Source organism: Actinomyces sp. oral taxon 171 str. F0337 (assembly GCF_005696555.1).
GTDB classification, from domain to species: Bacteria; Actinomycetota; Actinomycetes; order Actinomycetales; family Actinomycetaceae; genus Actinomyces; species Actinomyces oris_E.
Genome location: NZ_CP040005.1, coordinates 698,943 through 723,985 on the forward strand (window position 1 = coordinate 698,943; position 25,043 = coordinate 723,985).

31 protein-coding genes and 1 tRNA gene are annotated in these 25,043 nt (G+C 66.2%); 29 read left to right on the forward strand and 3 right to left on the reverse strand.

Features of this window, described 5'->3' with window-relative positions; translation table 11 throughout:
• Nucleotides 1–106 precede the first annotated feature (106 nt).
• On the reverse strand, nt 107–1,321 hold the full coding sequence (locus FBF36_RS03015) for a pyridoxal phosphate-dependent aminotransferase (RefSeq protein ID WP_034491420.1): 1,215 nt from the start codon (nt 1,319–1,321) through the stop codon (nt 107–109).
• A gap of 210 nt (nt 1,322–1,531) precedes the next feature.
• Between FBF36_RS03015 and FBF36_RS03020 the strand changes: the two genes are divergently transcribed.
• The 5 genes from FBF36_RS03020 (at nt 1,532) to rplA (ending at nt 4,398) form a co-directional block, all read left to right on the forward strand.
• Nucleotides 1,532–1,604 (forward strand) — tRNA-Trp (locus tag FBF36_RS03020).
• A 96-nt stretch (nt 1,605–1,700) separates the two neighbouring features.
• The gene (gene secE / locus FBF36_RS03025) at nt 1,701–1,937 is read left to right on the forward strand and encodes a preprotein translocase subunit SecE (protein ID WP_009394363.1); all 237 of its coding nucleotides are present in this window, start codon (nt 1,701–1,703) and stop codon (nt 1,935–1,937) included.
• Nucleotides 1,938–2,072: 135 nt separating this feature from the next.
• Nucleotides 2,073–2,918: a transcription termination/antitermination protein NusG gene (nusG, locus tag FBF36_RS03030; protein WP_009394365.1), complete on the forward strand. Its 846-nt coding sequence runs from the start codon at nt 2,073–2,075 to the stop codon at nt 2,916–2,918.
• Nucleotides 2,919–3,178: 260 nt separating this feature from the next.
• The gene (gene rplK, locus FBF36_RS03035) at nt 3,179–3,610 is read left to right on the forward strand and encodes a 50S ribosomal protein L11 (protein ID WP_009233246.1); all 432 of its coding nucleotides are present in this window, start codon (nt 3,179–3,181) and stop codon (nt 3,608–3,610) included.
• Nucleotides 3,611–3,708: 98 nt separating this feature from the next.
• Nucleotides 3,709–4,398 carry a 50S ribosomal protein L1 gene (rplA, locus tag FBF36_RS03040; protein WP_009394366.1) on the forward strand — a complete coding sequence of 230 codons (690 nt, stop codon included), beginning with the start codon at nt 3,709–3,711 and terminating at the stop codon, nt 4,396–4,398.
• Nucleotides 4,399–4,569: 171 nt separating this feature from the next.
• On the opposite strand, the gene FBF36_RS13395 is transcribed toward rplA, so the two are convergent.
• The gene (locus tag FBF36_RS13395; protein ID WP_009394367.1) at nt 4,570–5,226 is read right to left on the reverse strand and encodes a hypothetical protein; all 657 of its coding nucleotides are present in this window, start codon (nt 5,224–5,226) and stop codon (nt 4,570–4,572) included.
• A 778-nt stretch (nt 5,227–6,004) separates the two neighbouring features.
• Between FBF36_RS13395 and FBF36_RS13255 the strand changes: the two genes are divergently transcribed.
• The 3 genes from FBF36_RS13255 to FBF36_RS13400 all read left to right on the forward strand — a co-directional run bounded on the left by FBF36_RS13255 (nt 6,005) and on the right by FBF36_RS13400 (nt 8,207).
• Entirely contained in the window at nt 6,005–6,631 is a 627-nt protein-coding gene (locus FBF36_RS13255) for a hypothetical protein (protein ID WP_192574992.1), read from the forward strand.
• Nucleotides 6,632–6,900: 269 nt separating this feature from the next.
• The gene (locus FBF36_RS03055) at nt 6,901–7,311 is read left to right on the forward strand and encodes an OmpA family protein (RefSeq protein WP_225792446.1); all 411 of its coding nucleotides are present in this window, start codon (nt 6,901–6,903) and stop codon (nt 7,309–7,311) included.
• Between the two features lie 473 nt (nt 7,312–7,784).
• Nucleotides 7,785–8,207, forward strand: coding sequence for a hypothetical protein (locus tag FBF36_RS13400; protein WP_157184103.1), 423 nt, complete (start codon nt 7,785–7,787; stop codon nt 8,205–8,207).
• Between the two features lie 106 nt (nt 8,208–8,313).
• Here the strand turns inward: FBF36_RS13400 and FBF36_RS03065 are convergent, their stop codons facing one another.
• Entirely contained in the window at nt 8,314–9,063 is a 750-nt protein-coding gene (locus FBF36_RS03065) for a prepilin peptidase (RefSeq protein ID WP_225792447.1), read from the reverse strand.
• Nucleotides 9,064–9,555: 492 nt separating this feature from the next.
• On the opposite strand from FBF36_RS03065, the gene rpsL reads away from it, so the two are divergent.
• The 21 genes from rpsL (at nt 9,556) to FBF36_RS03170 (ending at nt 24,993) form a co-directional block, all read left to right on the forward strand.
• Nucleotides 9,556–9,930: a 30S ribosomal protein S12 gene (gene rpsL / locus FBF36_RS03070; RefSeq protein ID WP_003786082.1), complete on the forward strand. Its 375-nt coding sequence runs from the start codon at nt 9,556–9,558 to the stop codon at nt 9,928–9,930.
• Nucleotides 9,930–10,400, forward strand: a complete 471-nt coding sequence (gene rpsG, locus FBF36_RS03075; RefSeq protein WP_003786052.1) for a 30S ribosomal protein S7 — start codon at nt 9,930–9,932, stop codon at nt 10,398–10,400. The genes rpsL and rpsG overlap by 1 nt, the downstream gene beginning before the upstream one ends.
• 45 nt (nt 10,401–10,445) lie before the next feature.
• The gene (gene fusA, locus FBF36_RS03080; protein WP_009394382.1) at nt 10,446–12,587 is read left to right on the forward strand and encodes an elongation factor G; all 2,142 of its coding nucleotides are present in this window, start codon (nt 10,446–10,448) and stop codon (nt 12,585–12,587) included.
• A 200-nt stretch (nt 12,588–12,787) separates the two neighbouring features.
• Nucleotides 12,788–13,978 (forward strand): elongation factor Tu, encoded by a 1,191-nt coding sequence (tuf, locus tag FBF36_RS03085; RefSeq protein ID WP_009394384.1) that lies wholly within the window; start codon nt 12,788–12,790, stop codon nt 13,976–13,978.
• A 416-nt stretch (nt 13,979–14,394) separates the two neighbouring features.
• The gene (locus tag FBF36_RS03090; RefSeq protein WP_009394386.1) at nt 14,395–15,999 is read left to right on the forward strand and encodes a SpaH/EbpB family LPXTG-anchored major pilin; all 1,605 of its coding nucleotides are present in this window, start codon (nt 14,395–14,397) and stop codon (nt 15,997–15,999) included.
• Between the two features lie 236 nt (nt 16,000–16,235).
• The gene (locus tag FBF36_RS03095) at nt 16,236–17,474 is read left to right on the forward strand and encodes a class C sortase (RefSeq protein WP_034491422.1); all 1,239 of its coding nucleotides are present in this window, start codon (nt 16,236–16,238) and stop codon (nt 17,472–17,474) included.
• Nucleotides 17,475–17,731: 257 nt separating this feature from the next.
• Entirely contained in the window at nt 17,732–18,040 is a 309-nt protein-coding gene (gene rpsJ, locus FBF36_RS03100; RefSeq protein ID WP_003786051.1) for a 30S ribosomal protein S10, read from the forward strand.
• Nucleotides 18,041–18,048: 8 nt separating this feature from the next.
• On the forward strand, nt 18,049–18,717 hold the full coding sequence (rplC, locus tag FBF36_RS03105; protein ID WP_009394391.1) for a 50S ribosomal protein L3: 669 nt from the start codon (nt 18,049–18,051) through the stop codon (nt 18,715–18,717).
• Nucleotides 18,718–18,721: 4 nt separating this feature from the next.
• Entirely contained in the window at nt 18,722–19,366 is a 645-nt protein-coding gene (gene rplD, locus FBF36_RS03110) for a 50S ribosomal protein L4 (RefSeq protein WP_009403568.1), read from the forward strand.
• Entirely contained in the window at nt 19,363–19,665 is a 303-nt protein-coding gene (gene rplW, locus FBF36_RS03115) for a 50S ribosomal protein L23 (RefSeq protein ID WP_003786064.1), read from the forward strand. Before rplD ends, rplW begins: the two co-directional genes overlap by 4 nt.
• 26 nt (nt 19,666–19,691) lie before the next feature.
• Nucleotides 19,692–20,528 (forward strand): 50S ribosomal protein L2, encoded by an 837-nt coding sequence (gene rplB / locus FBF36_RS03120; protein WP_009397492.1) that lies wholly within the window; start codon nt 19,692–19,694, stop codon nt 20,526–20,528.
• Nucleotides 20,529–20,542: 14 nt separating this feature from the next.
• On the forward strand, nt 20,543–20,821 hold the full coding sequence (gene rpsS, locus FBF36_RS03125) for a 30S ribosomal protein S19 (RefSeq protein ID WP_009397490.1): 279 nt from the start codon (nt 20,543–20,545) through the stop codon (nt 20,819–20,821).
• A gap of 31 nt (nt 20,822–20,852) precedes the next feature.
• Nucleotides 20,853–21,230, forward strand: coding sequence for a 50S ribosomal protein L22 (gene rplV / locus FBF36_RS03130; protein ID WP_003789298.1), 378 nt, complete (start codon nt 20,853–20,855; stop codon nt 21,228–21,230).
• Nucleotides 21,230–22,051, forward strand: coding sequence for a 30S ribosomal protein S3 (rpsC, locus tag FBF36_RS03135; protein WP_003789299.1), 822 nt, complete (start codon nt 21,230–21,232; stop codon nt 22,049–22,051). Before rplV ends, rpsC begins: the two co-directional genes overlap by 1 nt.
• 3 nt (nt 22,052–22,054) lie before the next feature.
• Nucleotides 22,055–22,474, forward strand: coding sequence for a 50S ribosomal protein L16 (rplP, locus tag FBF36_RS03140; protein WP_003781881.1), 420 nt, complete (start codon nt 22,055–22,057; stop codon nt 22,472–22,474).
• The gene (gene rpmC / locus FBF36_RS03145) at nt 22,474–22,719 is read left to right on the forward strand and encodes a 50S ribosomal protein L29 (protein WP_009396378.1); all 246 of its coding nucleotides are present in this window, start codon (nt 22,474–22,476) and stop codon (nt 22,717–22,719) included. The genes rplP and rpmC overlap by 1 nt, the downstream gene beginning before the upstream one ends.
• Nucleotides 22,716–23,009 carry a 30S ribosomal protein S17 gene (rpsQ, locus tag FBF36_RS03150; protein ID WP_003789301.1) on the forward strand — a complete coding sequence of 98 codons (294 nt, stop codon included), beginning with the start codon at nt 22,716–22,718 and terminating at the stop codon, nt 23,007–23,009. Before rpmC ends, rpsQ begins: the two co-directional genes overlap by 4 nt.
• A 521-nt stretch (nt 23,010–23,530) precedes the next feature.
• A complete protein-coding gene (gene rplN / locus FBF36_RS03155) occupies nt 23,531–23,899 on the forward strand; it encodes a 50S ribosomal protein L14 (RefSeq protein WP_003781898.1) in 369 nt (122 codons plus the stop codon).
• 2 nt (nt 23,900–23,901) lie between these two features.
• Complete coding sequence (gene rplX, locus FBF36_RS03160) at nt 23,902–24,246, forward strand: 50S ribosomal protein L24 (protein ID WP_003781892.1); 345 nt, start codon at nt 23,902–23,904, stop codon at nt 24,244–24,246.
• A gap of 2 nt (nt 24,247–24,248) precedes the next feature.
• Nucleotides 24,249–24,806, forward strand: a complete 558-nt coding sequence (gene rplE / locus FBF36_RS03165) for a 50S ribosomal protein L5 (protein ID WP_009396382.1) — start codon at nt 24,249–24,251, stop codon at nt 24,804–24,806.
• Nucleotide 24,807: 1 nt separating this feature from the next.
• Nucleotides 24,808–24,993: a type Z 30S ribosomal protein S14 gene (locus tag FBF36_RS03170; RefSeq protein ID WP_003781856.1), complete on the forward strand. Its 186-nt coding sequence runs from the start codon at nt 24,808–24,810 to the stop codon at nt 24,991–24,993.
• The last annotated feature ends 50 nt before the right edge of the window (nt 24,994–25,043 follow it).

Consider the following 25,043-nt stretch of genomic DNA (forward strand, 5'->3'; position numbering starts at 1 on the left):
CGTCGATTTCACGCCGAGCCGGGCAGCTTTCGCGGCGCCCGACAGACATTCTGCCGGCTTGCGCGAAAACCTGCCCGGCTCGATGACGGAGGCGGAGCCTCAGGCGCTACTCGACCTCGGCGAGCAGCTTCTGAACCCGGCCCACGCCCTCGACCAGGTCATCGTCACCCAGCGCGTAGGACAGTCGCACGAAGCCCGAGGGGCCGAAGGCCTCACCGGGAACGATGGCGACCTCGGCGTGCTCGAGGATGAGCGCGGCCAGCGTGGCCGAGCTGTCGATCGTGGTGCCGCGCAATGTGCGCCCGATGAGCCCCTCGATGCTGGGGTAGGCGTAGAAGGCGCCGCGGGGCACGGGCACGGTCAGTCCCTCGATCTGGGAGAGCATCTCCACCATGGCGCGCCGGCGCCGGTCGAAGGCGGTGCGCATCTGCTCGACGGCGGACAGGTCGCCGCTGACGGCCGCCAGGGCCGCGCGCTGCGAGACGTTGGCGACGTTGGAGGTCAGGTGGGACTGGAAGTTCGTGGCCGCCTTGATGACGTCGCTGGGGGCGATCATCCAACCCACGCGCCATCCGGTCATGGCGTAGGTCTTGGCCACGCCGTTGAGGACGATCGTCTGCTCGGCGAGCTCGGGAACCAGCTTGACGACGTGCGTGGTCTGGGCGCCGTCGTAGAGGAGGTGCTCGTAGATCTCGTCGGTGATGACCCAGACCCCGTGCTCCAGGGCCCACTGGCCGATGGCGGTCAGCTCCTCGGGCGTGTAGACCGAGCCGGTCGGGTTCGACGGCGAGCACAGCAGCAGCACCTTGGTACGCTCGGTGCGGGCGGCCTCGAGCTGGTCGACGCTGACCTTGTAGTCCTGGTCCGCCCCGGCGAAGACCTCGACCGTGGTGCCCCCGGCCAGGGCGACGGCCTCGGGGTAGGTGGTCCAGTAGGGTGCGGGCAGCAGGACCTCGTCACCGGGGTCGACGATCGCGGCGAAGGCCTGGAAGACGGCCTGCTTGCCGCCGTTGGTGACCAGGATGTCGTCGGGGGAGACCTCATAGCCGGAGTCGCGCAGCGTCTTGGCGGCGATGGCCTCGCGCAGGACCGGCAGGCCCTTGGCCGGGGAGTACTTGTGGTTGGCCGGGTCCTTCGCGGCGGCGACGGCGGCCTCGACGATGTAGTCGGGGGTGGGGAAGTCGGGCTCTCCGGCGCCGAAGCCGATGACGGGGCGGCCGGCGGCCTTGAGGGCCTTGGCCTTGGCGTCGACGGCAAGAGTGGCGGAGGGTGCGATGGCGGACAGGCGGGCGGAAACGCGGTGCGTGGGTGCAGGTGTCACCCGACTATGGTCCCACGACCTGCGAGGCTCGCACATCTAGAACACGTCCGATCTGCCAGTAGTGACACAGTGACGACACATTGACGACGCCCGGGGTGCCTTCCGGGACGTGGCGAGGCGGCTTCGCTCCGACCGGCCTCGGCGTGGCGCACCCCACGGCCAGTGGTTACCGCAGAGGCCTGCTTGTGTGGCAAACTAGAGCACCGCTGAAGGGCAGTGGCGCAATTGGTAGCGCACCGGTCTCCAAAACCGGCGGTTGTGGGTTCGAGTCCCGCCTGCCCTGCTGAGAACGGCGGATCTGTCGGGAGATCCCGTCGGTTTCGTCTTCTCCCCGCTGTGCGGGAACTGACCTGACCGTCGACCCTGAGGACCCAGATTCATGAGCGAGAGCGCACGCGCCGCGACAGGCAAGTCGGGCAGGAAGCGCGGCTTCTTCGGGCGCATCGCCCTGTTCATCCGCCAGGTCATTGACGAGCTGCGCAAGGTTGTCTGGCCCACCATGAATGAGCTGTGGACCTACTTCACAGTGGTGGTCGTCTTCATCATCGCCATCATGGCCTTCACCGGGGTGCTGGACTTCGCCTTCAACCGGGCTGTCATGTGGCTCTTCGCCTGACCTCCCGGCTTCTGCGGTCGCGCCCTCATCGGGGGTGCTCGATCCTGCCCCTGACCATGTCTACTCCCGACGGCGCCGCGGCTCGCGCAGCCCGTCGCATCCGCTCGTCTCACGCCACTGGAAAGCAGGTACACCATGTCTGAGGATGTCTCCTCGCAGACCACTCCCGACGACGTCGAGGTCCTCGCCTCGCTCGCGGCCGACGACGCCGGTGACGCCGCCGAGTCGGTTGAGGTCGCCGAGGCCGATGCGACCGTCGAGGTGGTCGAGGCGAAGCCCCACGCCGCTGCTGAGCCGGGTGAGCCGGCCGAGGAGGCGCCCGTCGTCGACCCGCTGGCCGAGTTCCGCCGCCAGATGTCGGCTCTGCCGGGGCAGTGGTACGTGCTGCACACCTACTCCGGCTACGAGCGCCGAGTGGCCGCCGACATCATGGCCCGCGCCGAGAACTTCGAGGTCGAGGACTACATCTTCGACGCCACCGTCCCCATGGAGACGGTCATCGAGATCAAGAACGGCAACAAGAAGAAGGAAGTCTCCCGGGTGCGCATCCCCGGCTACGTCTTCGTGCGCATGGACCTGGATGACCCGGAGACCTCGGACAAGGTGTGGCGCACCATCAAGGACACCCCGGCCGTCACCGGCTTCGTGGGCGACCGCTACAACCCGGTGCCGCTGACCTTCGAGGAGGCCGTCGCCCAGCTCGGCCCCACGCCTGAGGAGATCGCCGCCAAGGAGGCCGCCGCGGCGGAGGCCACCGCCCCCGAGTCCGGCTCCGGTACCCAGATCGCCACCGGTGGTCAGGTCTTCGAGGTCGCCTTCGAGGTCGGCGAGTCCGTCATCGTCACCGACGGCCCCTTCGAGTCCCTTCCGGCCACGATTTCCGAGATCCACCCCGAGACTCAGAAGCTCCAGGTGCTCATCTCCCTGTTCGGCCGCGATACCCCGGCCGAGCTCTCCTTCACCCAGGTCGCCAAGATCTAAGACGGGCCTGAGGCCAGACCCCGTCAGCCGTTGTGGCCCGACGACGCAGAACACGCGCCGTCGGGCCACAACCGCCCGGGTCGCGCGAGCGGCCACGGCGCGAGAGCCATGAATCACAGGGCAATGTCCTGTGATACCGCGCACCGGGCGCCCTGCTTGGCCCAGCAGCGGGCTACGATGAGCGCTTGTGCGTGCGCATGCACCCACGGCTGCACGGCAGGCGTGCAGCACATCCGGACAAGTAAGAAGGACCCATTCCTATGGCCCCCAAGAAGAAGGTCGCCGGGCTGATCAAGCTCCAGATCCAGGCCGGCCAGGCCAACCCCGCTCCGCCGATCGGCCCCGCCCTGGGTGCTCACGGCGTCAACATCATGGAGTTCTGCAAGGCGTACAACGCGGCGACCGAGTCGCAGCGCGGCAACGTCATCCCCGTGGAGATCACCGTCTACGAGGACCGCTCCTTCACCTTCATCACCAAGACCCCGCCGGCCGCCGAGCTCATCAAGAAGGCCGCGGGCGTCCCCAAGGGATCCGCCACCCCCCACACCGTGAAGGTGGCCTCCCTGACCCAGGCTCAGGTGCGTGAGATCGCCGAGTCCAAGATGCCCGACCTCAACGCCAACGACGTCGAGGCCGCCGCCAAGATCATCGCCGGCACCGCTCGTTCCATGGGCATCACCGTCGAGGCCTGAGGCACTCACCGGCCTGCCGGCTCTCTCAACTCAATCCCCATACGAAACCGTGGAAGGGCCTCGCGCGGCCCGAACACCACGACTGCAAGGAGAAGCAGATGACCAAGCGCTCCAAGGCCTACCGCGCCGCGGCTGAGAAGATCCAGTCCGGAGTCCTCTACACCCCGGCCGAGGCCGTTCACCTGGCCAAGTCCACCTCCGTCACCAAGTTCGACGCCACCGTCGACGTCGTCTTCCGCCTGGGAGTCGACCCCCGTAAGGCGGACCAGATGGTTCGCGGCACCGTGTCCCTGCCGCACGGTACCGGTAAGACCGCCCGCGTCGTCGTCTTCGCCCAGGGAGAGCGTGCCGAGCAGGCCCTCGCCGCCGGCGCGGACGAGGTCGGTGGCGACGAGCTCATCGAGAAGGTCGCCAAGGGCTACACGGACTTCGACGCAGCTGTGGCCACCCCCGACCTCATGGGCAAGGTCGGCCGCCTGGGCCGCGTTCTGGGTCCCCGTGGCCTCATGCCCAACCCCCGCACCGGCACCGTGACGATGGACGTGGCCAAGGCCGTCTCCGACATCAAGGGCGGCCGTATCGAGTTCCGCGTGGACCGCGCCTCCAACCTCCACTTCATCATCGGCAAGGCATCCTTCTCCGAGGAGCAGCTGACGGAGAACTTCCAGGCCGCCCTGGAGGAGATCCTGCGCCTCAAGCCCTCGACCTCGAAGGGCCGCTACATCCTCAAGGCCACCATGACCACCACCATGGGCCCCGGCATCCCGATGGACGTCACCAAGGCCTGAGGCCCTTTTCCTTCACGACGGCGTCGGCCGCCTCTTCACATGGGAGGCGGCCGACGCCGTTCTTTGTCGTTGCTCCGCCTGAGGGCGTACGAGGATTCCTCAGGTCCTGCCCGGGGACTGCCCGAGCCCTCCACGGGGGCATCTGCCCATGGTCGGAGGGGTGTGGGCTGACTACGGTGAAGCCGTCGGCGGAGCACCGGATGGGGGAGGGGAATGGAGAAGCCGGTTGTCCCCGTCCTTGTCTCTCCCTCTCGCAAGGACGGGGACGACCTCTCTTCCTTGAGGTAGGTCCGGATACGCCTCAGCTGTTCTTGACGGGGATGTCGGTGAGGCGGAAGGCGGGCCTTTGAGGGAGTACTTGCCTTCGGGGTGGTCGATGGTGAGTGTCCCACCGTCGGGGTGCTGGCCCAGCTGGGTGGCGACGGTCTTCAGCTGGGCCTCGGCTCCGGGGGCAAGGTCGGCGGAGTCCGAGGCGAAGGCGACGTCTGATGCGAGGGTGACGGTGATGTCCTTGCCGCTGGCCTGGGTGCTGGTGGAGTCGTCCAGTGCCCGGGCGCAGCGCTCAATAGCAACTGGGGCCGTATTTTTCGTGATGGCGTTGGGCCACTTAGCAAGTTCCTTCTTTGCGGTGGTGAGGTTGATGCCTGCTTTCTTGGCGGCGTCCGCATCCAGGACCGAGACGGTGGTGAAGCCGGTCATGGGGGCCATGACGGTGACGGTGACGGTGACGGTGTCGGTGTCGACCTTGCCGAAGGACAAGAAGGAGGTGACCTTCTCGCCGGGGGCCGTCTCGAGGAATAAGCCGCTGCCGTTGATGACGTTCCACACGCGCCCGGAGCTCAGGTCGAGGAGCTTGGTCCAACAGGCGCTGGTGCCGGGGCGGAAAATTGACGGGACTCCCAGGTAATTCGAGATGTTGAGCTTGTTGTCGTCGTTGCTGTCGGAGTTGGCGTCGACGGCATTGATGGAGGTCGTCCTTGGTGCGGGTCAGCCTCAGGGCGATGATCGAGGTCCTGTCGTCCTGGCGGATGACGGGCGAGGCCTCCACGCTCACCTCGTGGCCCATGATGTGGGCGTCGAGTTTCTGCCACTCGGTGCTACCGGCCTTGGCACCGCCGCCGGCTGGGGGCTGATCCTCCGGCCGTGGCTGAGGAGCCCGTTGGTGAAGCCGACCCTCCCCTTGCCCTTCGACGTCCCTGGCAGGTCACAACCTGCCAGCACAGACAGTCCCACCCCCACCAGGGTCGAGAGAGCCACAAAAGACCGACGAGACGTCATCCGTGGAGCGGTGCTGAGTGAACGGGAGAATGCAGAGGGTACAGGAATTCCTTTAACGGCGCCGCCGGAATTTCTCAACGACAGAACTTAATCGTACTGTTATCTCCCATAGCAATGGGGGCTCCCTGGGTACTCCCATCGATCCCCATGTACTCACCATCGCTCCATGGGGAGTACCCGGATTCCCTCGGGCTCCCCATGGGTGCCCCGGGTACTGCACGAATTGTCCCCGTGGGAGTCTCCCCATTTCTCGAATGAGGAATTCTGCATAGAGTTTCGGTATTCCTCAGGCCGCAGTGGCCTGATCGAGAGCATTGGAGGTCCTATCATGATGACTACTTCGAAGCGAGTCCTGGCTGCCGTGAGCGCCATTGGCCTGGCAGCGACCCTGGCGTCCTGCGAACTGGGGGGCGTCTCGGGCTCGAAGAGCTCAGAAACTTCAGCGCCAACGCAGGCGTCGGCATCGGCGCCGAAGTCGGCGCAGTCCGGGGGCGGTGGCAAAGGCGGTCAAGGTGCTGCCATTGAATCTCACTCCACCAGCATTGACAGTAAACCTGCAACTGTCTCCTTGAACTCAGTCTCTGCTACGGGGACGACGGTCACCGTCATGTTCTCCGTGACGAATGATGACAAGAGCAATGATATGTACGTCACCGATTACTTCTCGGATGGAGACGACTCGATTCCGCAGCCCAGTGGAAAGGCGACACCGGGAGGAAGTAAGAACAATGTCGATGGTCTCACCCTCATTGAGCCGTCATCCTCGAACATCTATCGAGTCTCCTACGACTCCCAGGGTGGCTGCCTCTGCTCCAGCGACCTCAACGAGTTCGTCAAGCCCGGTCAGACAATCGCATTCCAAGCGACCTTCACCGGCGTTCCGGCGGACACGAAGACCGTCAGCGTCACCATTCCCAATGGCGGAAACTTCACTAACGTGGCGGTGTCACGATGAAACGGCGGACTCTTCTTGCCTCCTGGACGATGGGTGCGGGGCTGCGACATCGCACGAGGCTCGTCGCCGCGATCGTCGGTGCGAGCGCATTGGCCTGGTCGACCGCGGCGGGGGCTGTCGCGTTGCCTGCTGAGCCCCATGCCGTCCCCCCGGTTGTGGCTCCGGCGAAGAACGCTACGCCGGATCCGACGCCAACGCTCAAGCCGCAGGAAAGCAGCGGTTCGGGTGAGTCCCGGCAGGTTCAGCCCCTGGATCGCCGTGTTGTCCCGGTGTCACGATCGAGCAGCTCGGACAGCGCCGTCACCTACTCCTCGGACGGGCAGACCACAGTGGCCTCGCTGTCCGGTGACGTCACCTTCGACGTCGACTCCTCCGCCCTGACCGACCGCGCCAAGCAGGTGCTCGATGACATCGTCAAGCGCTGGAACGGCAAGCCGCCGGCCACGGTCACCGTGGTGGGGCATACGGACTCCGTAGCCGACGACGCTCACAACCAGACGCTCTCCGAGCAGCGGGCGAAGGCGGTCGCGGACTACCTGACCTCCAAGGTCCCGTCCCTGAACGTCCAGTCCTCCGGCAAGGGGGAGAGCGAGCCCGTGGCCTCCGAGACCAATGCGGACGGCAGTGTCAATGAGGCCGGCAAGGCCGCCAACCGTCACGTCGACGTGCGCTGGGGGTAGGTGCCCGCAAGGCATTCTGAGCCGGGATACGGCCCAGGACGGCGGTAATCAGAACGGCCTCGTGCGTGCTGACAGAGGAATGAGTGTCAGTGGCGGGAAAGGAGAGCAGTGACGTGGAAGAAATGATGCAGATCAAGGAGGCGGCCGGGCGTCATTCCAAATCTGACGTGCGGTGGTGCTTCGATAGAAGGTCTGCGCTCGGGCTGGGGCTGTTGGCCGCGCTGAGCGGATCACTGAGCGCGTGTTCAGGACGTTGGGAACGCGCCGCGACGGACGTCACCTCAGATCATTCAGCAACACCATCGGAGGTGAGGTCCCCGAAGGCGACCGCGTCGCCAACGGTTCCGGAGTGGCGACCGGCATCCGAGCTCTCAGTTACTCCCGACCTGCCATCGAGGGGAATCAAGCAGACCGCCCCCTCCGGTAGGAGTCTGTCGATGTATGGGATGACGTTGACCGTACCGGAGACGGCGGTGAGTAGGGAGCAGGTCAACGACCAAGGGCTTCCGGTGACCACGGTCCAGCTCGGCGGCACCCAAGACATGCTCCCCAACTTCGTGGTCACCTACCTCAAGGAGGCGGGGAAGACGCTCGACGACGAAACTCATCTTCAGGAGGCGTTTCTTCTGGGGCCGGGGCGCGAGGACACCTACGTGATGAGAACACCGGAAACATGGATGCTGGGCACGAAGGAGGTTCCCGCCTGCCTCATGACCTGGACTCATCGGGGGAAGGGCAGTGACGGCGGAACCGTTGAGCGTGATAACGCTGCTCTGTGGATCACCAATGACGCCGGAGGATACTGGAGAATCATCGCCCACGCCCCGATAGGTGAGCTGACGGAGACCAGTCCGACGTGGCGGGCGATGCTCAGCGCCAAGGTGGAGCAGTCGTGATGCTGGACGCCGTGGGGAGACCCCTTTGGGGGGCGACTTCCCGGTCGGTGACCGAGTCGGGGCGTGACTCCCGTGGAGACTGTGCCGTTCGCATCGTCCCGCGGGGTCACGCCACTGCGAGCATCCATGCCAACCAGCCCCCCAGTGACAGGTAGGGGCCGAAGGCAATGAGTGTCTTGCGGCTCGCCAGGCGACTGATCATCAGTGCGATGGCGACGAGCCCGCCGATGAAGAATCCAAGGATGATGCCCATCGCGGTGTAGGTCCCGCCGAAGTATCCGAGCCACAGCCCAAGAACCGCACACAGCTTCGCATCACCCAGTCCCATTCCCGAACCGGGGAGCAGCGCCATGGCCCCGACAATGACGCCGGCACTCACTGCGCACAGAACGGATCGAAGCAGAGCCCAGCCCGCCTCGGACAAGGGCGTCCCCGTGACCACGTTGAGCAGGACGAGGGTCGTGGTTGCCGCACCGGTCCATAGAGCGGCTGGACCGAGAATGCGGTTGGGGAGGCGGTGACACACGGCGTCGACGCTGCATGCCGCGCCGAGCAGCGCCACGAGGGGAAGTGCAACGATCACCTCGCCCCATGCGTCTCCCACCATTCCCCGCATGAGCGTCACCCCACAAAGAATGGTGGTCAGAACGCCCTGCGAGGTGGGTGCCAGCAGCCACTGGGCACGGAACGTGCCCGGCTCGGTGGTGATGCCGCCGGGCGAAGAGCTCGCAGTTGGTGCCTCAGCCCGCTCCAGGTCGGACACGTACCGCCGGGCGAAGGTCGAGACCGGGCGGGCAACGACTGCGATGACTGCGCAGCCAACGACGGTGGCGACCAGGAGTGCGGGGATACTCACCACCACACTCTCGCACGCTCGCCACCTTCAAGGTAGGGGAGTGGATATCTCACCTGTACCTCTCGTGTCCTCCAGAGAGCCTCCGGCGACGGATGTCGGGGCGCCCTCGCTCTTCCCTGCACCTCTGCCACGTGTCGAGTACCACGTCCTCGTCCCGGTATCCTCCCTGGCGCCCTCCTGTGGCGAACGGGTATCCTGACCGGCGGTGCCCGCAGACGGGTCACCGCATCTCCATTCCGTTCCCAGCGATGTCGGCTTCGTCCAGGCTTCATACCTGATCGGATCACGTGCGACATCGTGACGCGGGTCTGCCGCGGCGGGAACCGACGGGCCCCTGACTGCGGGGCTCCGGACGTCGCAATCGGGCGAGCCTCGATCCCGGCGGGCCGGCCCTCTCCGCGGTGGCGTGCGCCGTCGAGCCACCGATGGGGGAGCGGTCCGGCACGCAGGCAGCAGCCAGATACAGACTCACGTCCCCATGGAGAATCAGTAGTGCCTACCATTCAGCAGCTGGTCCGCAAGGGCCGCTCGACGAAGCGCTCCGCGTCCAAGACGCCGGCGCTCAAGGCCAGTCCGCAGCGCCGTGGCGTGTGCACTCGCGTGTACACCACGACCCCCAAGAAGCCGAACTCCGCCCTTCGTAAGGTCGCCCGTGTGCGCCTGTCCACCGGTATCGAGGTCACGGCCTACATCCCCGGTGAGGGCCACAACCTCCAGGAGCACTCCATCGTGCTCGTGCGCGGTGGTCGTGTGAAGGACCTTCCCGGTGTCCGCTACCACATCGTGCGCGGCGCCCTCGACACCCAGGGTGTCAAGGGCCGCCAGCAGGCACGTTCCAAGTACGGCGCCAAGAAGGAGAAGAAGTAATGCCTCGTAAGGGTCCCGCACCCAAGCGCCCGCTCGTCGTCGACCCCGTCTACGGCTCGCCGGTCGTCACCCAGCTCGTCAATCGCGTCCTGCTGGACGGCAAGAAGTCCACCGCTGAGCGCATCGTCTACGGTGCCCTCGAGGGCGTCCGCTCCAAGACGGACCAGGACCCGGTCTCCGTCCTCAAGCGCGCGCTGGACAACATCCGCCCCGCGCTGGAGGTCCGCTCCCGCCGCGTCGGTGGTGCCACCTACCAGGTGCCCGTCGAGGTTCGCCCCGGCCGCGCCACCACCCTGGCGCTGCGCTGGCTCGTGGACTTCTCCCGCCAGCGCCGCGAGAACACGATGACCGAGCGTCTCATGAACGAGATCCTCGACGCCTCCAACGGCCTGGGCGCCGCGGTCAAGCGTCGCGAGGACATGCACCGCATGGCCGAGTCCAACAAGGCCTTCGCCCACTACCGCTGGTAACACCGGTAGCAGCTCCGTACCCCACACGAACGAAGGACACCACCAGTGGCACTTGACGTGCTGACAGACCTCACCAAGGTCCGCAACATCGGCATCATGGCGCACATCGATGCCGGTAAGACCACCGTGACAGAACGCATCCTGTTCTACACGGGCATCAACTACAAGATCGGCGAGACGCACGACGGCGCCTCGACGATGGACTGGATGGAGCAGGAGCAGGAGCGCGGTATCACCATCACCTCCGCGGCCACCACCTGCTTCTGGAAGAACAACCAGATCAACATCATCGACACCCCCGGCCACGTGGACTTCACGGTCGAGGTCGAGCGCTCCCTGCGCGTGCTCGACGGCGCCGTCGCGGTCTTTGATGGCAAGGAGGGCGTGGAGCCGCAGTCGGAGACGGTGTGGCGCCAGGCGGACAAGTACAACGTCCCGCGCATCTGCTACATCAACAAGATGGACAAGCTGGGCGCGGACTTCGACTTCTCCGTCCAGACCATCCGCGACCGCCTCCACGCCACCCCGATCGTCCTCAACTTCCCGATCGGCGCCGAGAACGAGTTCTCCGGCCTCGTCGACGTCCTGGAGATGCGGGCCATCCGCTTCCCCGAGAAGGACGCCGACGGCAAGGACACCCGCGGCTCCGTCGTCGAGTACGAGGAGATCCCCTCCGAGCTGGTCGCCAAGGCCGAGGAGCTGCGCGCCCAGCTGGTCGAGACGGTCGCCGAGGCCGACGACACCCTCATGGAGAAGTACCTCGAGGGCGAGGAGCTCAGCGTCGCCGAGCTCAAGGCCGGTATCCGTAAGCTCACCGTGGCCGGTGAGGCCTTCCCGGTCCTGGCCGGGTCCGCCTTCAAGAACAAGGGCATCCAGCCCGTTCTCGACGCCGTCCTGGACTACCTGCCCTCCCCGCTCGACGTCCCCGACGTCGAGGGCCACGTCGTCGGCAACGAGGAGGAGGTGCTCACCCGTCCGGCCGATGAGAAGGCTCCCTTCGCCGCCCTGGCCTCCAAGGTGGCCACCCACCCCTTCTACGGCAAGCTCGTCTACGTGCGCGTCTACTCCGGCAAGGTCTCCCAGGGCGACATGGTCCTCAACGCCACCAAGGGCAAGAAGGAGCGCATCGGAAAGCTCTTCCAGATGCACTCCAACAAGGAGAACCCGGTGGAGGAGGCCCACGCCGGCCACATCTACGCCCTCATCGGCCTCAAGGACGTCACCACCGGTGACACCCTGTGCGCCCAGGACTCCCCGATCATCCTGGAGTCCATGACCTTCCCTGCCCCGGTCATCCACGTGGCCATCGAGCCCAAGACCAAGGGCGACCAGGAGAAGCTGAGCGTGGCCATCCAGAAGCTCTCCGAGGAGGACCCCACCTTCACCGTCTCCCTCGACGAGGAGACCGGCCAGACCGTCATCGGCGGTATGGGCGAGCTCCACCTGGACGTGTTCGTGGACCGCATGCGACGCGAGTTCAAGGTCGAGGCCAACGTGGGTGCCCCGCAGGTCGCCTACCGCGAGACCATCCGCAAGAAGGTGGACAAGGTCGAGTACACCCACAAGAAGCAGACGGGTGGCTCCGGCCAGTTCGCCAAGGTGCAGATGAGCTTCGAGCCCCTCGTCGCCGACGAGGTCGCCGAGGCCGCCGACGGCGAGAAGGCGCACTACGAGTTCGCCAACGCCGTCACCGGTGGTCGCGTGCCCCGCGAGTACATCCCCAGCGTGGACGCCGGGGTCCAGGACGCCATGCTCACCGGTGTCCTGGCCGGCTACCCGATGGTGGACATCAAGGCCACCCTCGTCGACGGCGCCTACCACGAGGTCGACTCCTCCGAGATGGCCTTCAAGATCGCCGGCTCCATGGCGTTCAAGGAGGGTGCCAAGAAGGCCTCGCCGGTCCTCCTCGAGCCCGTCATGGCCGTCGAGGTCCGTACTCCCGAGGAGTACATGGGCGACGTCATCGGTGACCTCAACTCCCGTCGCGGCATGATCGCCTCGATGGAGGACGCCGTCGGCGTCAAGGTCATCCGCGCCAACGTGCCCCTGTCGGAGATGTTCGGCTACGTCGGCGACCTGCGCTCCAAGACGCAGGGACGTGCCGTGTACTCCATGACCTTCGACTCGTACGCCGAGGTTCCCAAGAACGTCGCCGACGAGATCATCGCCAAGGTCAAGGGCGCCTGACGCCCTCGCTCCGGGGTCCGCGGCGGCTGCACGCAACCGTGGCGGACCCCGGCTCGGCGGTGCCCCTCGGGCGCCGACCGGGACCCAGTTCAGTAAGATTTCCAACATCCACCAGTAGAGACTCTCGACGCCCGGGCGGCTAGCATGTGTGCTAGTCGAATCCCGACGAAGAGAACTACCCGAGTCCCAGGAGGACACCAGTGGCCAAGGCCAAGTTCGAGCGGACCAAGCCGCACGTCAACATCGGAACGATCGGTCACGTCGACCACGGTAAGACGACGCTGACCGCTGCGATCTCCAAGGTTCTGCACGACGAGTACCCCGAGCTGAACCCCTTCACCCCCTTCGACGAGATCGACAAGGCTCCTGAGGAGCGTCAGCGCGGTATCACCATCAACATCGCGCACGTCGAGTACGAGACCGACAAGCGCCACTACGCGCACGTCGACGCCCCCGGGCACGCCGACTACATCAAGAACATGATCACCGGTGCCGCCCAGATGGATGGCGCGATCCTCGTGGTCGCCGCCACCGACGGCCCGATGGCCCAGACCCGCGAGCACGTCCTGCTCGCCCGCCAGGTGGGCGTCCCCGCCCTCCTCGTGGCCCTCAACAAGTCCGACATGGTGGACGACGAGGAGCTCCTCGACCTGGTTGAGATGGAGGTGCGCGAGCTCCTGTCCTCCCAGGACTACGACGGCGACGAGGCTCCCGTCATCCGTGTCTCCGCTCTCAAGGCCCTCGAGGGCGACGCCGAGTGGGCCGCCAAGATCAAGGAGCTCATGGACGCGGTGGATGACTTCATCCCCACCCCCGAGCGTGACATGGACAAGCCCTTCCTCATGCCCATCGAGGACGTCTTCACCATCACCGGTCGCGGCACCGTCGTCACCGGTCGTGTGGAGCGCGGCAAGCTCCCGATCAACTCCGAGGTCGAGATCCTCGGTATCCGCGAGGCCCAGAAGACCACGGTCACCGGTATCGAGATGTTCCACAAGCAGATGGACGAGGCCTGGGCCGGCGAGAACTGCGGTCTGCTCCTGCGCGGTACCCGCCGCGAGGACGTCGAGCGCGGTCAGGTCATCTGCAAGCCCGGCTCCATCACCCCGCACACCGAGTTCGAGGGCCACGTCTACATCCTCACCAAGGACGAGGGCGGCCGCCACAACCCCTTCTACTCGAACTACCGTCCGCAGTTCTACTTCCGGACCACGGACGTCACCGGTGTCATCACCCTGCCCGAGGGCACCGAGATGGTCATGCCCGGTGACACCACCGAGATGAGCGTCCAGCTCATCCAGCCCATCGCCATGGAGGAGGGCCTCGGCTTCGCCATCCGTGAGGGTGGCCGCACCGTCGGCTCCGGCCGCGTCACCAAGGTCATCAAGTGACCCACTGACGCTCCGCGCCTCCGCGTAGCACCAGACCTCCCCGGTCAGAGCAGTTGCTCTGACCGGGGAGGTCTTTTGTGTCCTTGAACCGAGGGGTGACGCCCTACCGACGGCACGAATAGTAGTAATAGTGACATCAATAATGCGTGGGTGTGATGCCGCCGTAATAAAAGGCATCGCAATGCAGTAACGGACGATTTCAGATCTATTACCGGCACGGTTTCTCTCGGTTTCTTGAGCTAGTTTATCGACGGTGCCCAGGTGTGGGTGTCAACGCTTGTGAACAGGCGGTTGCAACGTTGTTCCGTTGGTGCCGTCGGACGAGACGGACGTGTTCGCTGGAGAACACGCTCCCGATTTAACCCTGTCATGCGCAGCCTTCCCCGGCGGCGCACAGTGAAAGGAAATCCCAACCCATGAAGTACAACGCCAGCACGCTGGGGCGTCGGGCTGCAGCCACAGCCGGTGTCCTCACCCTGGCCGTGCTTGGTCTGGCCCCCATGGCTCAGGCCGAGAACGCCAACCACGGAGACATCAACACCGAGGCGTTAGGCTCCCTCACCATCCACAAGCACCTCACCGGAGACGGCAACCCCATCGGTGCTCCTGACGGCACCGCTTCCAACGACGATGGCAAAGGTGCACCGGTCTCCGGAGTGCAGTTCACGGCCTACGAGATCAATGGGATCGACCTGAAGACCTCAGAGGGATGGACCAAGGTCAACGCCCTGACCAACACCGGAGCGATCCCTGACAACGCCTGCGCCACCCCTGGGCAGCCGACGCTCCCCAACTACACCTTCGGCCCGAGCAGGGTCTCGGGCGACACTGATCGCGACGGACAGGCCAAGATCGAGAGCCTGCCGGTCAAGGCCTATCTCGTGTGCGAGACCAAGACTCCTGGCAACATCGTCCAGAAGGCCAAGCCCTTCGTGGTTACGATTCCTCACCCGAACACTGCCGCGAAGGCGGATGGCACGTGGCTCTACGACGTCCACGTCTACCCCAAGAACGAGAAGATCGAAGTCGCCAAGACCATCGAGGACCAGAGGAACAACGGCTACGTCGTCGGGTCCAAAGTCCGCTTCCCGGTCTCCTCGACGCTGCCGAAGCTGGATGACAATTCCTACTACAAGTACTACCAGTTCAAGGACACCCTGGACAATCGTCTGAAGCAGGTAACGGCGACAGACGTCACCCTCGGCGAGACGCGGCTGAATGAGGGCACCGACTACACCCTGGGCACCGCCGGGCAGACCGTGACCGTGACCTTCACCCAGAATGGTCTGAACAAGCTCAAGGGCAATCCGGGTCAGAAGCTTCAGGCGGTCTTTGAGGGAGTCGTCTCCGAAATCGGCGACGGCAGCATCAACAACACCGCCCAGCTCATCTCCGACACGACCTACGACGAGCAGCCCCCGACACCTGAGACGCCTCCCGCCGACCCCGACAACCCTCCGACGACCGAACAGGTGACCTCGAAGTGGGGCGACCTGACGATCAAGAAGGTTGACGGCAACGACCGGTCGGGCGACAAGGAAGGCCTCAAGGGCGCTGAGTTCCAGATCTACAAGGCCAAGGACGCCTACGCGGACACATGCTCCACGGAGGCCGATGGGCAGCCCCTCACCATTAACGGTGAGAACACCTTCACGACCGGTGAGGGCGGCACTATCAACTTCAAGGCCCTGTTCGTCTCCGACTCCGTCCAGGATGCCGGTCGTGACAACCAGGTGGACGCGCCCCACCGTTGCTACGTGCTGGTGGAGACCAAGGCTCCTGCCGGCTACGTGCTTCCCGCGGACGCCAGTCGGGCCATCACCGTGCAGGCCGGGGCCGGTGCGACGCAGCAGGTCGTGATCGACAACGTCAAGCAGACGGTTCCGGGTCTGCCCCTGACCGGTGCCAACGGCATGCTCATCCTGACCGCCTCCGGTGCGGCCCTGCTGATGATCGCCGTCGGCTCCGTCCTCGTGGCCCGCTACCGCGAGCGCAAGCGGAACGCGGACCTCTCCGCCTGATGACAATCGCTGCCTGCTGAGGCCCACGGGTCTCAGCAGGCGGCGACGACCGCGCGGGCCTCACCTCAACCACGTCTTGACCGTGTTCTGAACATGTCTCGATCGTCAGGCCGTGGCCTGCGCGGAAACGGTGCAGGCACTCGACGACCCTCGATCCGTCGAGCGCCTGCACCGTCATGTGCGAACTCGCACCATCTCCACCCCGGACCCCCGACCCTGGAAGCGCACGAGGCCCCATGATCTCCCGTAAAGCACGCAAATCCCGCACCGCCCGGACTCCGCGCACCCGCGCTTCGATCACCCAGAGGCATCGTCGTCCCCGTGCCTGGCGCCTGTCGATCTCAGCCCTGGTCACCTCCATCATGGCGGTCGTGGGCATGGGGCTGCTGACCTATCCGACGGCGGCCTCCTGGGTGTCCCAGTACAACCAGTCGAAGGTGACCGCCGACTACTCCGCCCAGGTCGATGGGGCCCGACCGGACGCCAAGACCCAGATCAGCCAGGCGCACGCGTACAACGATGCGCTCTCGGCCGGTGCGGTCCTGGAGGCCAACAACCACGTACCCACCGGCGCCGGCTCCAGCAAGGACAGCTCCCTGAAGTACGCCAATATCCTCAAGGCCAACAACGAGGGCCTCATGGCCCGTCTCAAGATCCCCTCCATCTCCCTGGACCTGCCCGTCTACCACGGCACGGCCGACGACACTCTGCTCAAGGGCCTGGGGCATCTGGAGGGCACCTCCTTGCCGGTCGGGGGAGAGGGGACCCGGTCGGTCATCACCGGGCACCGCGGCCTGGCTGAGGCCACCATGTTCACCCACCTGGACAAGGTGAAGAACGGTGACAGTCTCATCGTCGAGGTCTTTGGGGAGGTCCTCACCTATCGGGTCACCAGCACCAAGGTCGTGGAGCCCGAGGAGACCGAGGCGCTGCGCGTCGAGGAGGGTAAGGACCTTCTCACCCTGGTGACCTGCACGCCCCTGGGTATCAACACCCACCGCATCCTGCTGACCGGCGAGCGCGTCTACCCGACCCCGTCCAAGGACGTCGCGGCGGCGGGCAAGCGCCCTGACGTCCCGAGCTTCCCCTGGTGGGCCGTCGCGCTGGTGGCGGGGCTCATCGTCGTTGGGCTGTACCTGTGGCGCTCGGGCTACGTGGCGGCGCGGGCCACGGAGCGCGCCCTGGCCGGGGCTCGCGACAAGGAGCAGGAGCCGCGTCCGCAGACCTGGGCCGAGCAGATGCAGATCTGGATGGACAACGACGCCGGCGTCGAGCCCCGGAGATGGTTCACCGACCTGCCGGTTCCGCAGGAGCCCTCCGAGGCTGAGAACCTGGCGCTTCTGGAGGAGATCGCGTCGCTGTCGGCGTCGTCTGGCCGATGGGATGATCAGGAGCTCATCGACACCGCGGAGATCCCGGTGCTGGATGCGACACGCCCGAGCGCGGGTGCCAGTGGGCGGACTCACAGCCTCTAGGGCCCATCCTGGGTTCCGCTGCCCGCGCGAGCCCTGATAACGTAATCCAGCCGGCCAGGGGCATGCTCTTGCGCGCCTCTGGTTGTGCCGCCCCGGGCTTCCCCGGGATCCATTCTGACGGACCCGTTCCTCCTGAACGGGTTTCCGTGTGTCCAGACCGGTTCACCACCTTCCATCACGGGAGTGGCGTGCGTCCTGAAGCGACACGCCCGAGCGCGTGGACCGGCCAGAAGCAAGTACAAGAGAGGTTAGGCGCCATGGCGGGACAGAAGATCCGCATCCGGCTCAAGTCCTACGACCACGAGGTCATCGATTCCTCGGCGCGCAAGATCGTCGACGTCGTGACCCGCGCTGGCGCGACGGTCGTGGGCCCGGTGCCGCTGCCGACCGAGAAGAACGTGTTCTGCGTGATCCGGTCGCCGCACAAGTACAAGGACAGCCGCGAGCACTTCGAGATGCGCACGCACAAGCGGCTGATCGACATCGTCGACCCGACGCCCAAGGCCGTCGACTCGCTCATGCGTCTCGACCTGCCTGCTGACGTCAACATCGAGATCAAGCTCTGAGGACTGCCATGACAACGCTTAACACGCCGGCTGCCGCCGCGCCTGCCAAGGCGCTGCTCGGCACCAAGCTCGGCATGACGCAGATCTGGGACGAGAACGGGGTCCTGCGCCCCGTGACCGTCGTCCGGGTCGACACCAACGTCGTGACCCAGGTCCGCACCATCGAGACCGATGGCTACGAGGCCGTTCAGCTCGCCTTCGGCGACATCGACGCCCGCAAGGTCACCAAGCCGCTCGCCGGCCACTTCGCCAAGGTCGGGGTCGAGCCCCGCCGCCACGTGGCGGAGATCCGCACCTCCCTGGCGTCCGAGTTCACTCCCGGCCAGGAGCTGGCCGCCGACACCTTCGAGGTCGGCCAGCTGGTCGACGTCACCGGCACCTCCAAGGGCAAGGGGTTCGCCGGTGTCATGAAGCGCCACGGCTTCGCCGGTGTGGGCGCCTCCCACGGTGCTCACCGCAACCACCGCAAGCCCGGCTCCATCGGCGCCTGCGCCACCCCCGGACGCATCTTCAAGGGCCTGCGCATGGCCGGCCGTATGGGCCACGCGCGCCGCACCGTCCAGAACCTCAAGATCCGCGGCGTCGACGTTGACAAGGGCGTTCTGCTCGTCAACGGCGCGATCCCCGGCCCCAAGGGCTCGGTCGTCGTCGTCCGCACCGCCGTGAAGGGAGCCTGAGACCATGACTGAGGCACTCACCGTCGACGTCGTCGACTCCGCGGGCAAGAAGACCGGCAGCGTCGAGCTGCCCGCCGAGGTCTTCGACGCCCCCCTCAACATTCCGCTCATGCACCAGGTGGTCGTCGGCCAGCTGGCCGCGGCCCGCCAGGGCACCCACGCCACCAAGACCCGCGGCGACGTCCGCGGTGGTGGCCGCAAGCCCTACCGCCAGAAGGGCACCGGCCGCGCCCGCCAGGGCTCGACCCGCGCCCCGCAGTTCGTCGGCGGTGGCACCGTCCACGGCCCGCAGCCGCGCGACTACACCCAGCGGACCCCCAAGAAGATGAAGGCCGCCGCCCTGCGCAGCGCCCTGTCCGACCGCGCCCGCAATGGCCGCGTCCACGTCATCACCGAGTTCGTCACCACCACGGTGCCCTCCACCAAGAACGCCCTGGTCGCGCTGCGCAATCTCACCGACCGCAAGGCCCTGGTGATCGTGGACCGTCAGGACGACCTGTCCAGGCTCAGCCTGCGCAACGCCCCTGAGGCGCACGTCCTGTGGGCCGACCAGCTCAACACCTACGACGTCCTCAAGTCCGACGACGTCGTCTTCACGGCCTCTGGCCTGGACGCGTTCCTGGGCAAGGGTGAGGAGGAGTCCAAGTGAGCCTCGAGAAGTCCAAGAACCCCCGCGACGTCATCATCGCGCCGGTCGTCTCCGAGAAGTCCTACGCCTGCATGGACCGTGGCCAGTACACGTTCATCGTGGCGCCGGGATCCAACAAGACCGAGATCAAGCAGGCCGTCGAGGCCATCTTCGATGTCAAGGTCTCCTCGGTGAACACCATCAACCGCAAGGGCAAGACGCACCGCACCCGCACTGGGATCGGCAAGTCCAAGGACACTCGCCGTGCGATCGTCACCCTGCGCGAGGGGACCATCGACATCTTCGGTGATGTGGCCTAGTGCGCCACGGAAGGTAAAGGATCGATATGGGAATCCGTAAGTACAAGCCCACGACCCCGGGTCGTCGCGGCTCCTCCGTGGCCGACTTCGTGGAGATCACGCGCAGCACGCCCGAGAAGTCGCTGGTGCGCCCGCTGAGCAAGTCCGGTGGACGCAACTCCTCCGGCCGTATCACCACCCGCCACAAGGGTGGTGGCCACAAGCGCGCCTACCGTCTCATCGACTTCCGTCGTCACGACAAGGACGGCGTGCCCGCCAAGGTCGCTCACATCGAGTACGACCCCAACCGCACCGCGCGCATCGCCCTTCTGCACTACGTGGACGGCGAGAAGCGCTACATCATCGCCCCGAACAAGCTCCGTCAGGGCGACGTCGTCGAGGCCGGCCCCAGCGCCGACATCAAGCCCGGCAACAACCTGCAGCTGCGCCACATCCCCACCGGTACGGTCGTCCACGCGGTCGAGCTGCGTCCCGGTGGCGGGGCCAAGATCGCTCGCAGCGCCGGCACCTCCGTCCAGCTGGTCGCCAAGGAAGGCAAGTACGCGCAGCTGCGCATGCCCTCCGGGGAGATCCGCAACGTGGAGGCCGCCTGCCGCGCCACCATCGGCGAGGTCGGCAACGCCGAGCAGTCCAACATCAACTGGGGCAAGGCCGGCCGTATGCGCTGGAAGGGCGTGCGCCCGACCGTCCGCGGTGTCGTCATGAACCCGGTGGACCACCCGCACGGTGGTGGTGAGGGCAAGACCTCCGGTGGTCGTCACCCCGTCTCGCCGTGGGGCAAGCCCGAGGGCCGCACCCGCCGTCCCAACAAGTCCAGCGACCGCCTCATCGTGCGTCGTCGTCGGACCGGCAAGAAGCGCTGATAGGAGCCTGAATCATGCCGCGTAGTCTGAAGAAGGGTCCCTTCGTCGACGACCACCTCATCAAGAAGGTGGACGCTCAGAACGAGAAGGGCACCAAGAACGTCATTAAGACCTGGTCCCGCCGTTCGGTCATCACGCCGGACTTCCTGGGGCACACCTTCGCCGTCCACGACGGTCGCAAGCACGTGCCGGTCTTCGTTACCGAGTCCATGGTGGGCCACAAGCTCGGTGAGTTCGCTCCGACCCGCACCTTCCGCGGGCACGTCAAGGACGACCGCAAGTCGCGTCGCTGACGGACGTCGGAAAGTTTGAGAGGCAGAGAACATGGAAGCCAAGGCGCAGGCCAAGTACGTGCGCTGCACGCCGATGAAGGCGCGCCGGGTCGTGGACGTCGTCCGCGGCAAGCGCGCCGTCGAGGCCGTCAACGTGCTCCGATTCGCCCCGCAGGCCGCTGCGGTGCCGGTGCGCAAGGTCCTCGAGTCCGCAATCGCCAATGCCCGGTTCAAGGCTGAGCGTGACGGTGAGCGTTTCGACGAGAACGACCTGTTCATCATCGAGGCGTTCGCCGACGAGGGTCCCACCCTGAAGCGGTTCCGTCCCCGTGCGCAGGGCCGGGCCAGCAGGATCCTCAAGCGGACCAGCCACATCACCGTCATCGTCGGGGACAAGTCCGACGCCGCAACGAAGGAAGGAGCCCGGTAATGGGGCAGAAGGTCAACCCGACCGGGTTCCGCCTGGGCATCACCACGGACCACCGCTCGCGCTGGTTCGCCGACTCCACCAAGCCCGGTCAGCGTTACCGCGACTTCGTGGAGGAGGATGTCAAGATCCGCCGCCTCATGGAGGACGGCATGGAGCGGGCCGGTATCTCCAAGGTCGACATCGAGCGCACCCGTGACCGCGTGCGCGTCGACCTGCACACCGCCCGTCCCGGTATCGTCATCGGCCGCCGCGGAGCCGAGGCCGAGCGCCTGCGTGGTCAGCTCGAGAAGCTGACCGGCAAGCAGGTCCAGCTCAACATCCTCGAGGTCAAGAGCCCCGACCTGGACGCCCAGCTGGTCGCCCAGGGGATCGCCGAGCAGCTCGCCTCCCGCGTGTCCTTCCGCCGCGCCATGCGTAAGGGCATGCAGTCCGCGATGCGCGCCGGCGCCAAGGGCATCCGGGTGCAGTGCTCCGGCCGCCTGGGCGGCGCCGAGATGAGCCGCAGCGAGTTCTACCGCGAGGGGCGCGTGCCGCTGCACACCCTGCGCGCGAACATCGACTACGGCTTCTACGAGGCCAAGACCACCTTCGGCCGCCTCGGCGTCAAGGTGTGGATCTACAAGGGCGACATCACCGAGCGCGAGTTCGCCCGCCAGCAGGCCGAGTCCGGCTCACGTGGCCGGGGCCGGGGCGAGCGTCGCGGCGGCCGTCGTGGCGACCGCGGTGAGCGCGGTTCGCGTCAGAACACCGAGCAGCAGCAGGCCGCCGAGCAGACGCCGGCCGCCGAGACCGCTGCCGCAGACCAGGGAACGGAGGCCTGAGCCGTGCTCATCCCCCGCCGGACCAAGTTCCGCAAGCAGCACCGCCCGCACCGCACGGGCCTTTCCAAGGGCGGCAACCAGATCGCCTTCGGTGAGTACGGTATCCAGGCCCTCGAGCCCGCCTACATCACCAACCGCCAGATCGAGGCGGCCCGTATCGCCATGACCCGCCACATCAAGCGTGGCGGCAAGGTGTGGATCAACATCTTCCCGGACCGCCCCCTGACCAAGAAGCCCGCCGAGACCCGTATGGGTTCCGGTAAGGGCGCACCCGAGTGGTGGATCGCCAACGTCAAGCCCGGACGCATCCTGTTCGAGCTCGGCGGTGTCGACGAGGCCCTCGCCCGCGAGGCCATGCGCCGCGCACAGCACAAGCTTCCGATGAAGACCCGTTTCGTGACTCGTGAGGGTGGTGACGTCTGATGGCAATCGGTTCCAAGGGCCTGACCCCCGCCGACCTCGACGGCATGGACAACGAGCGCCTCTCCGAGGAGCTCTCCAAGGCCAAGGCCGAGCTGTTCAACCTCCGGTTCGCCTCGGCGACCGGCCAGCTCGAGGACCATGGACGTCTCAAGGCTGTGCGTCGCGACATCGCCCGTATCTACACGATCGTGCGCGAGCGTGAGCTCGGTATTCGCACCGTCCCGAGCACGGAGGAGTCCAAGTGAGCGAGCAGACCAGCACCGAGAACGTCGAGCAGTCCACCGAGCGCCCCCAGCGCAAGGTGCGTCGCGGCTACGTCGTCTCCGACAAGATGGACAAGACGGTTGTCGTCCTCGTCGAGGAGCGCTACAAGCACTCCCTGTACGGCAAGGTCCTCCGTCGCTCCAAGAAGGTCAAGGTCCACGACGAGAACAACGAGGCCGGTGTCGGCGATCTCGTCTCCATCATGGAGACCCGCCCGCTGAGCGCCACGAAGCACTTCCGCCTCCTGGAGATCCTCGAGCGCGCCAAGTGACCCTCGGCTGAACGCCGCCCTCGACGACGTCGAGACGGCCCCCGACGCCGCAGCGTCCCACCCGGGAGGCTGCGGCGTCGGCGTTGCTGACGGATGGCCCTCACGGAGGATGGCGCCATGGGACGTGAACATTCTCGCGGGACGGCGTTGATGCCGGACTGGGCCCAGGGATGGCGGTCCACCAGGGAAGCCGGTCGGCTGATGGGGCGCCTCGGGGACGCGACGCAGAAGGCCCGGGAAAAGCCGGTGAGCAATGGCACAGGTCCTCGTGGTGATCTCAGGTTCCGCGTGATAAGGCGGCTGGACTAGGCTAATGGAGTTGCGCGCGCCCTCGGTGCGCCCGGCAGAGACCTCGTGCAGTCTGCGCCTGTGTCTGTCGGGAGAGCGTTCCGCGGGCATCCCCTATCCCTGGGTCGGCCTCGTGCGGCCTGTGGCCGGGGGAGACGTGTGCAAGACCAGAAGAACGTTCGGCCAGGCTCAGGAGCTTCCTGAGAACCGGCTCGACGACAGGAGAACACTCAATGATCCAGCAGGAGTCGCGACTGAAGGTCGCCGACAACACCGGTGCCAAGGAGATCCTTTGCATCCGTGTTCTCGGTGGATCGGGTCGGCGCTATGCGGGTATCGGCGACACGATCGTCGCCACCGTCAAGGACGCCATTCCCGGCGGCAACGTGAAGAAGGGCGAGGTCGTCAAGGCCGTCGTCGTGCGTGCCCGCAAGGAGCGTCGTCGTCCCGACGGCTCATACATCCGCTTCGACGAGAACGCCGCCGTCATCCTCAAGAACGATGGGGAGCCGCGCGGTACGCGCATCTTCGGCCCCGTCGGCCGTGAGCTTCGCGAGAAGAAGTTCATGCGCATCGTCTCGCTCGCCCCGGAGGTGATCTGAACATGGCACGCATTAAGAAGGGTGACCAGGTCATCGTCATCGCCGGTAAGGACAAGGGCAAGACCGGCCGCGTCCTGGAGGTCCTCAAGGGCACTGACCGTGTCATCGTCGAGGGCGTCCAGCGCGTGACCAAGCACACCAAGGTGGGGCAGTCCCAGCAGGGCGCCCGCACCGGCGGCATCGAGACCGTTGAGGCGCCCATCCACGCCTCCAACGTCATGCTCGTCGACCCCAAGACCAAGAAGCGCACCCGCGTGGGCTTCCGCGTCGAGGAGGGCGTGCGTCCCGACGGCCGCAAGCGCACCGTCCGCGTGCGTTACGCCAAGAAGAGCGGGGAGGACCTGTGACCATGGCTGAGAAAACCACCCCCCGTCTCAAGACGAAGTACACCGAGGAGGTGCGCCCCGCCCTGCTCAAGGAGTTCCAGCACGGCAACGTGATGGAGGTCGGGCGCGTCGTCAAGGTCGTCGTCAACATGGGCGTGGGCGAGGCCGCCCACGACTCCAAGATGATCGAGGGCGCCGTGCGCGACCTCGCCGCCATCACCGGCCAGAAGCCGCAGGTCACCCGGGCCCGCAAGTCCATCGCGCAGTTCAAGCTGCGTGAGGGCATGCCGATCGGCGCGCACTCCACGCTGCGCGGCGACCGCATGTGGGAGTTCCTGGACCGTCTGGTGTCGATCTCCTTGCCCCGCATCCGCGACTTCCGCGGCCTGAGCCCCAAGCAGTTCGACGGGAACGGCAACTACACCTTCGGTCTGACCGAGCAGGCTGTCTTCCACGAGATTGACCAGGACCAGATCGACCGCGTCCGCGGCATGGACATCACCGTGGTGACCACGGCCAAGACCGACGAGGAGGCCCGCTCGCTGCTCAAGCAGCTCGGCTTCCCCTTCAAGGAGAAGTGAGATGGCGAAGACCGCACTGATTGAGAAGGCGAACCGCAAGCCCAAGTTCGGTGTCCGTGCCTACACGCGCTGCCAGCGCTGCGGCCGCCCGCACTCGGTCTACCGCAAGTTCGGCCTGTGCCGTATCTGCCTGCGTGAGATGGCCCTTCGCGGCGAGCTCCCGGGCGTGAGCAAGTCCAGCTGGTAAGAACTTACGTCGCAGGTCCGCTGAGGAAACCACGACGAGGAAGGGCCGAG

Bases quoted from the DNA above. Each gene is read 5' to 3' on its own strand.
- rpmC (WP_009396378.1), top strand. From the start codon at position 22,474: ATGGCAATCGGTTCCAAGGGCCTGACCCCCGCCGACCTCGACGGCATG.
- FBF36_RS03095 (WP_034491422.1), top strand. From the start codon at position 16,236: ATGATCTCCCGTAAAGCACGCAAATCCCGCACCGCCCGGACTCCGCGC.
- nusG (WP_009394365.1), top strand. From the start codon at position 2,073: ATGTCTGAGGATGTCTCCTCGCAGACCACTCCCGACGACGTCGAGGTC.
- rplX (WP_003781892.1), top strand. From the start codon at position 23,902: ATGGCACGCATTAAGAAGGGTGACCAGGTCATCGTCATCGCCGGTAAG.
- rpsG (WP_003786052.1), top strand. From the start codon at position 9,930: ATGCCTCGTAAGGGTCCCGCACCCAAGCGCCCGCTCGTCGTCGACCCC.
- rplN (WP_003781898.1), top strand. From the start codon at position 23,531: ATGATCCAGCAGGAGTCGCGACTGAAGGTCGCCGACAACACCGGTGCC.
- rplE (WP_009396382.1), top strand. From the start codon at position 24,249: ATGGCTGAGAAAACCACCCCCCGTCTCAAGACGAAGTACACCGAGGAG.
- rplD (WP_009403568.1), top strand. From the start codon at position 18,722: ATGACTGAGGCACTCACCGTCGACGTCGTCGACTCCGCGGGCAAGAAG.
- rpsS (WP_009397490.1), top strand. From the start codon at position 20,543: ATGCCGCGTAGTCTGAAGAAGGGTCCCTTCGTCGACGACCACCTCATC.
- rplK (WP_009233246.1), top strand. From the start codon at position 3,179: ATGGCCCCCAAGAAGAAGGTCGCCGGGCTGATCAAGCTCCAGATCCAG.
- rplA (WP_009394366.1), top strand. From the start codon at position 3,709: ATGACCAAGCGCTCCAAGGCCTACCGCGCCGCGGCTGAGAAGATCCAG.
- FBF36_RS03090 (WP_009394386.1), top strand. From the start codon at position 14,395: ATGAAGTACAACGCCAGCACGCTGGGGCGTCGGGCTGCAGCCACAGCC.
- rplV (WP_003789298.1), top strand. From the start codon at position 20,853: ATGGAAGCCAAGGCGCAGGCCAAGTACGTGCGCTGCACGCCGATGAAG.
- FBF36_RS03170 (WP_003781856.1), top strand. From the start codon at position 24,808: ATGGCGAAGACCGCACTGATTGAGAAGGCGAACCGCAAGCCCAAGTTC.
- FBF36_RS13255 (WP_192574992.1), top strand. From the start codon at position 6,005: ATGATGACTACTTCGAAGCGAGTCCTGGCTGCCGTGAGCGCCATTGGC.
- rplB (WP_009397492.1), top strand. From the start codon at position 19,692: ATGGGAATCCGTAAGTACAAGCCCACGACCCCGGGTCGTCGCGGCTCC.
- secE (WP_009394363.1), top strand. From the start codon at position 1,701: ATGAGCGAGAGCGCACGCGCCGCGACAGGCAAGTCGGGCAGGAAGCGC.
- rpsC (WP_003789299.1), top strand. From the start codon at position 21,230: ATGGGGCAGAAGGTCAACCCGACCGGGTTCCGCCTGGGCATCACCACG.
- rplC (WP_009394391.1), top strand. From the start codon at position 18,049: ATGACAACGCTTAACACGCCGGCTGCCGCCGCGCCTGCCAAGGCGCTG.
- rpsJ (WP_003786051.1), top strand. From the start codon at position 17,732: ATGGCGGGACAGAAGATCCGCATCCGGCTCAAGTCCTACGACCACGAG.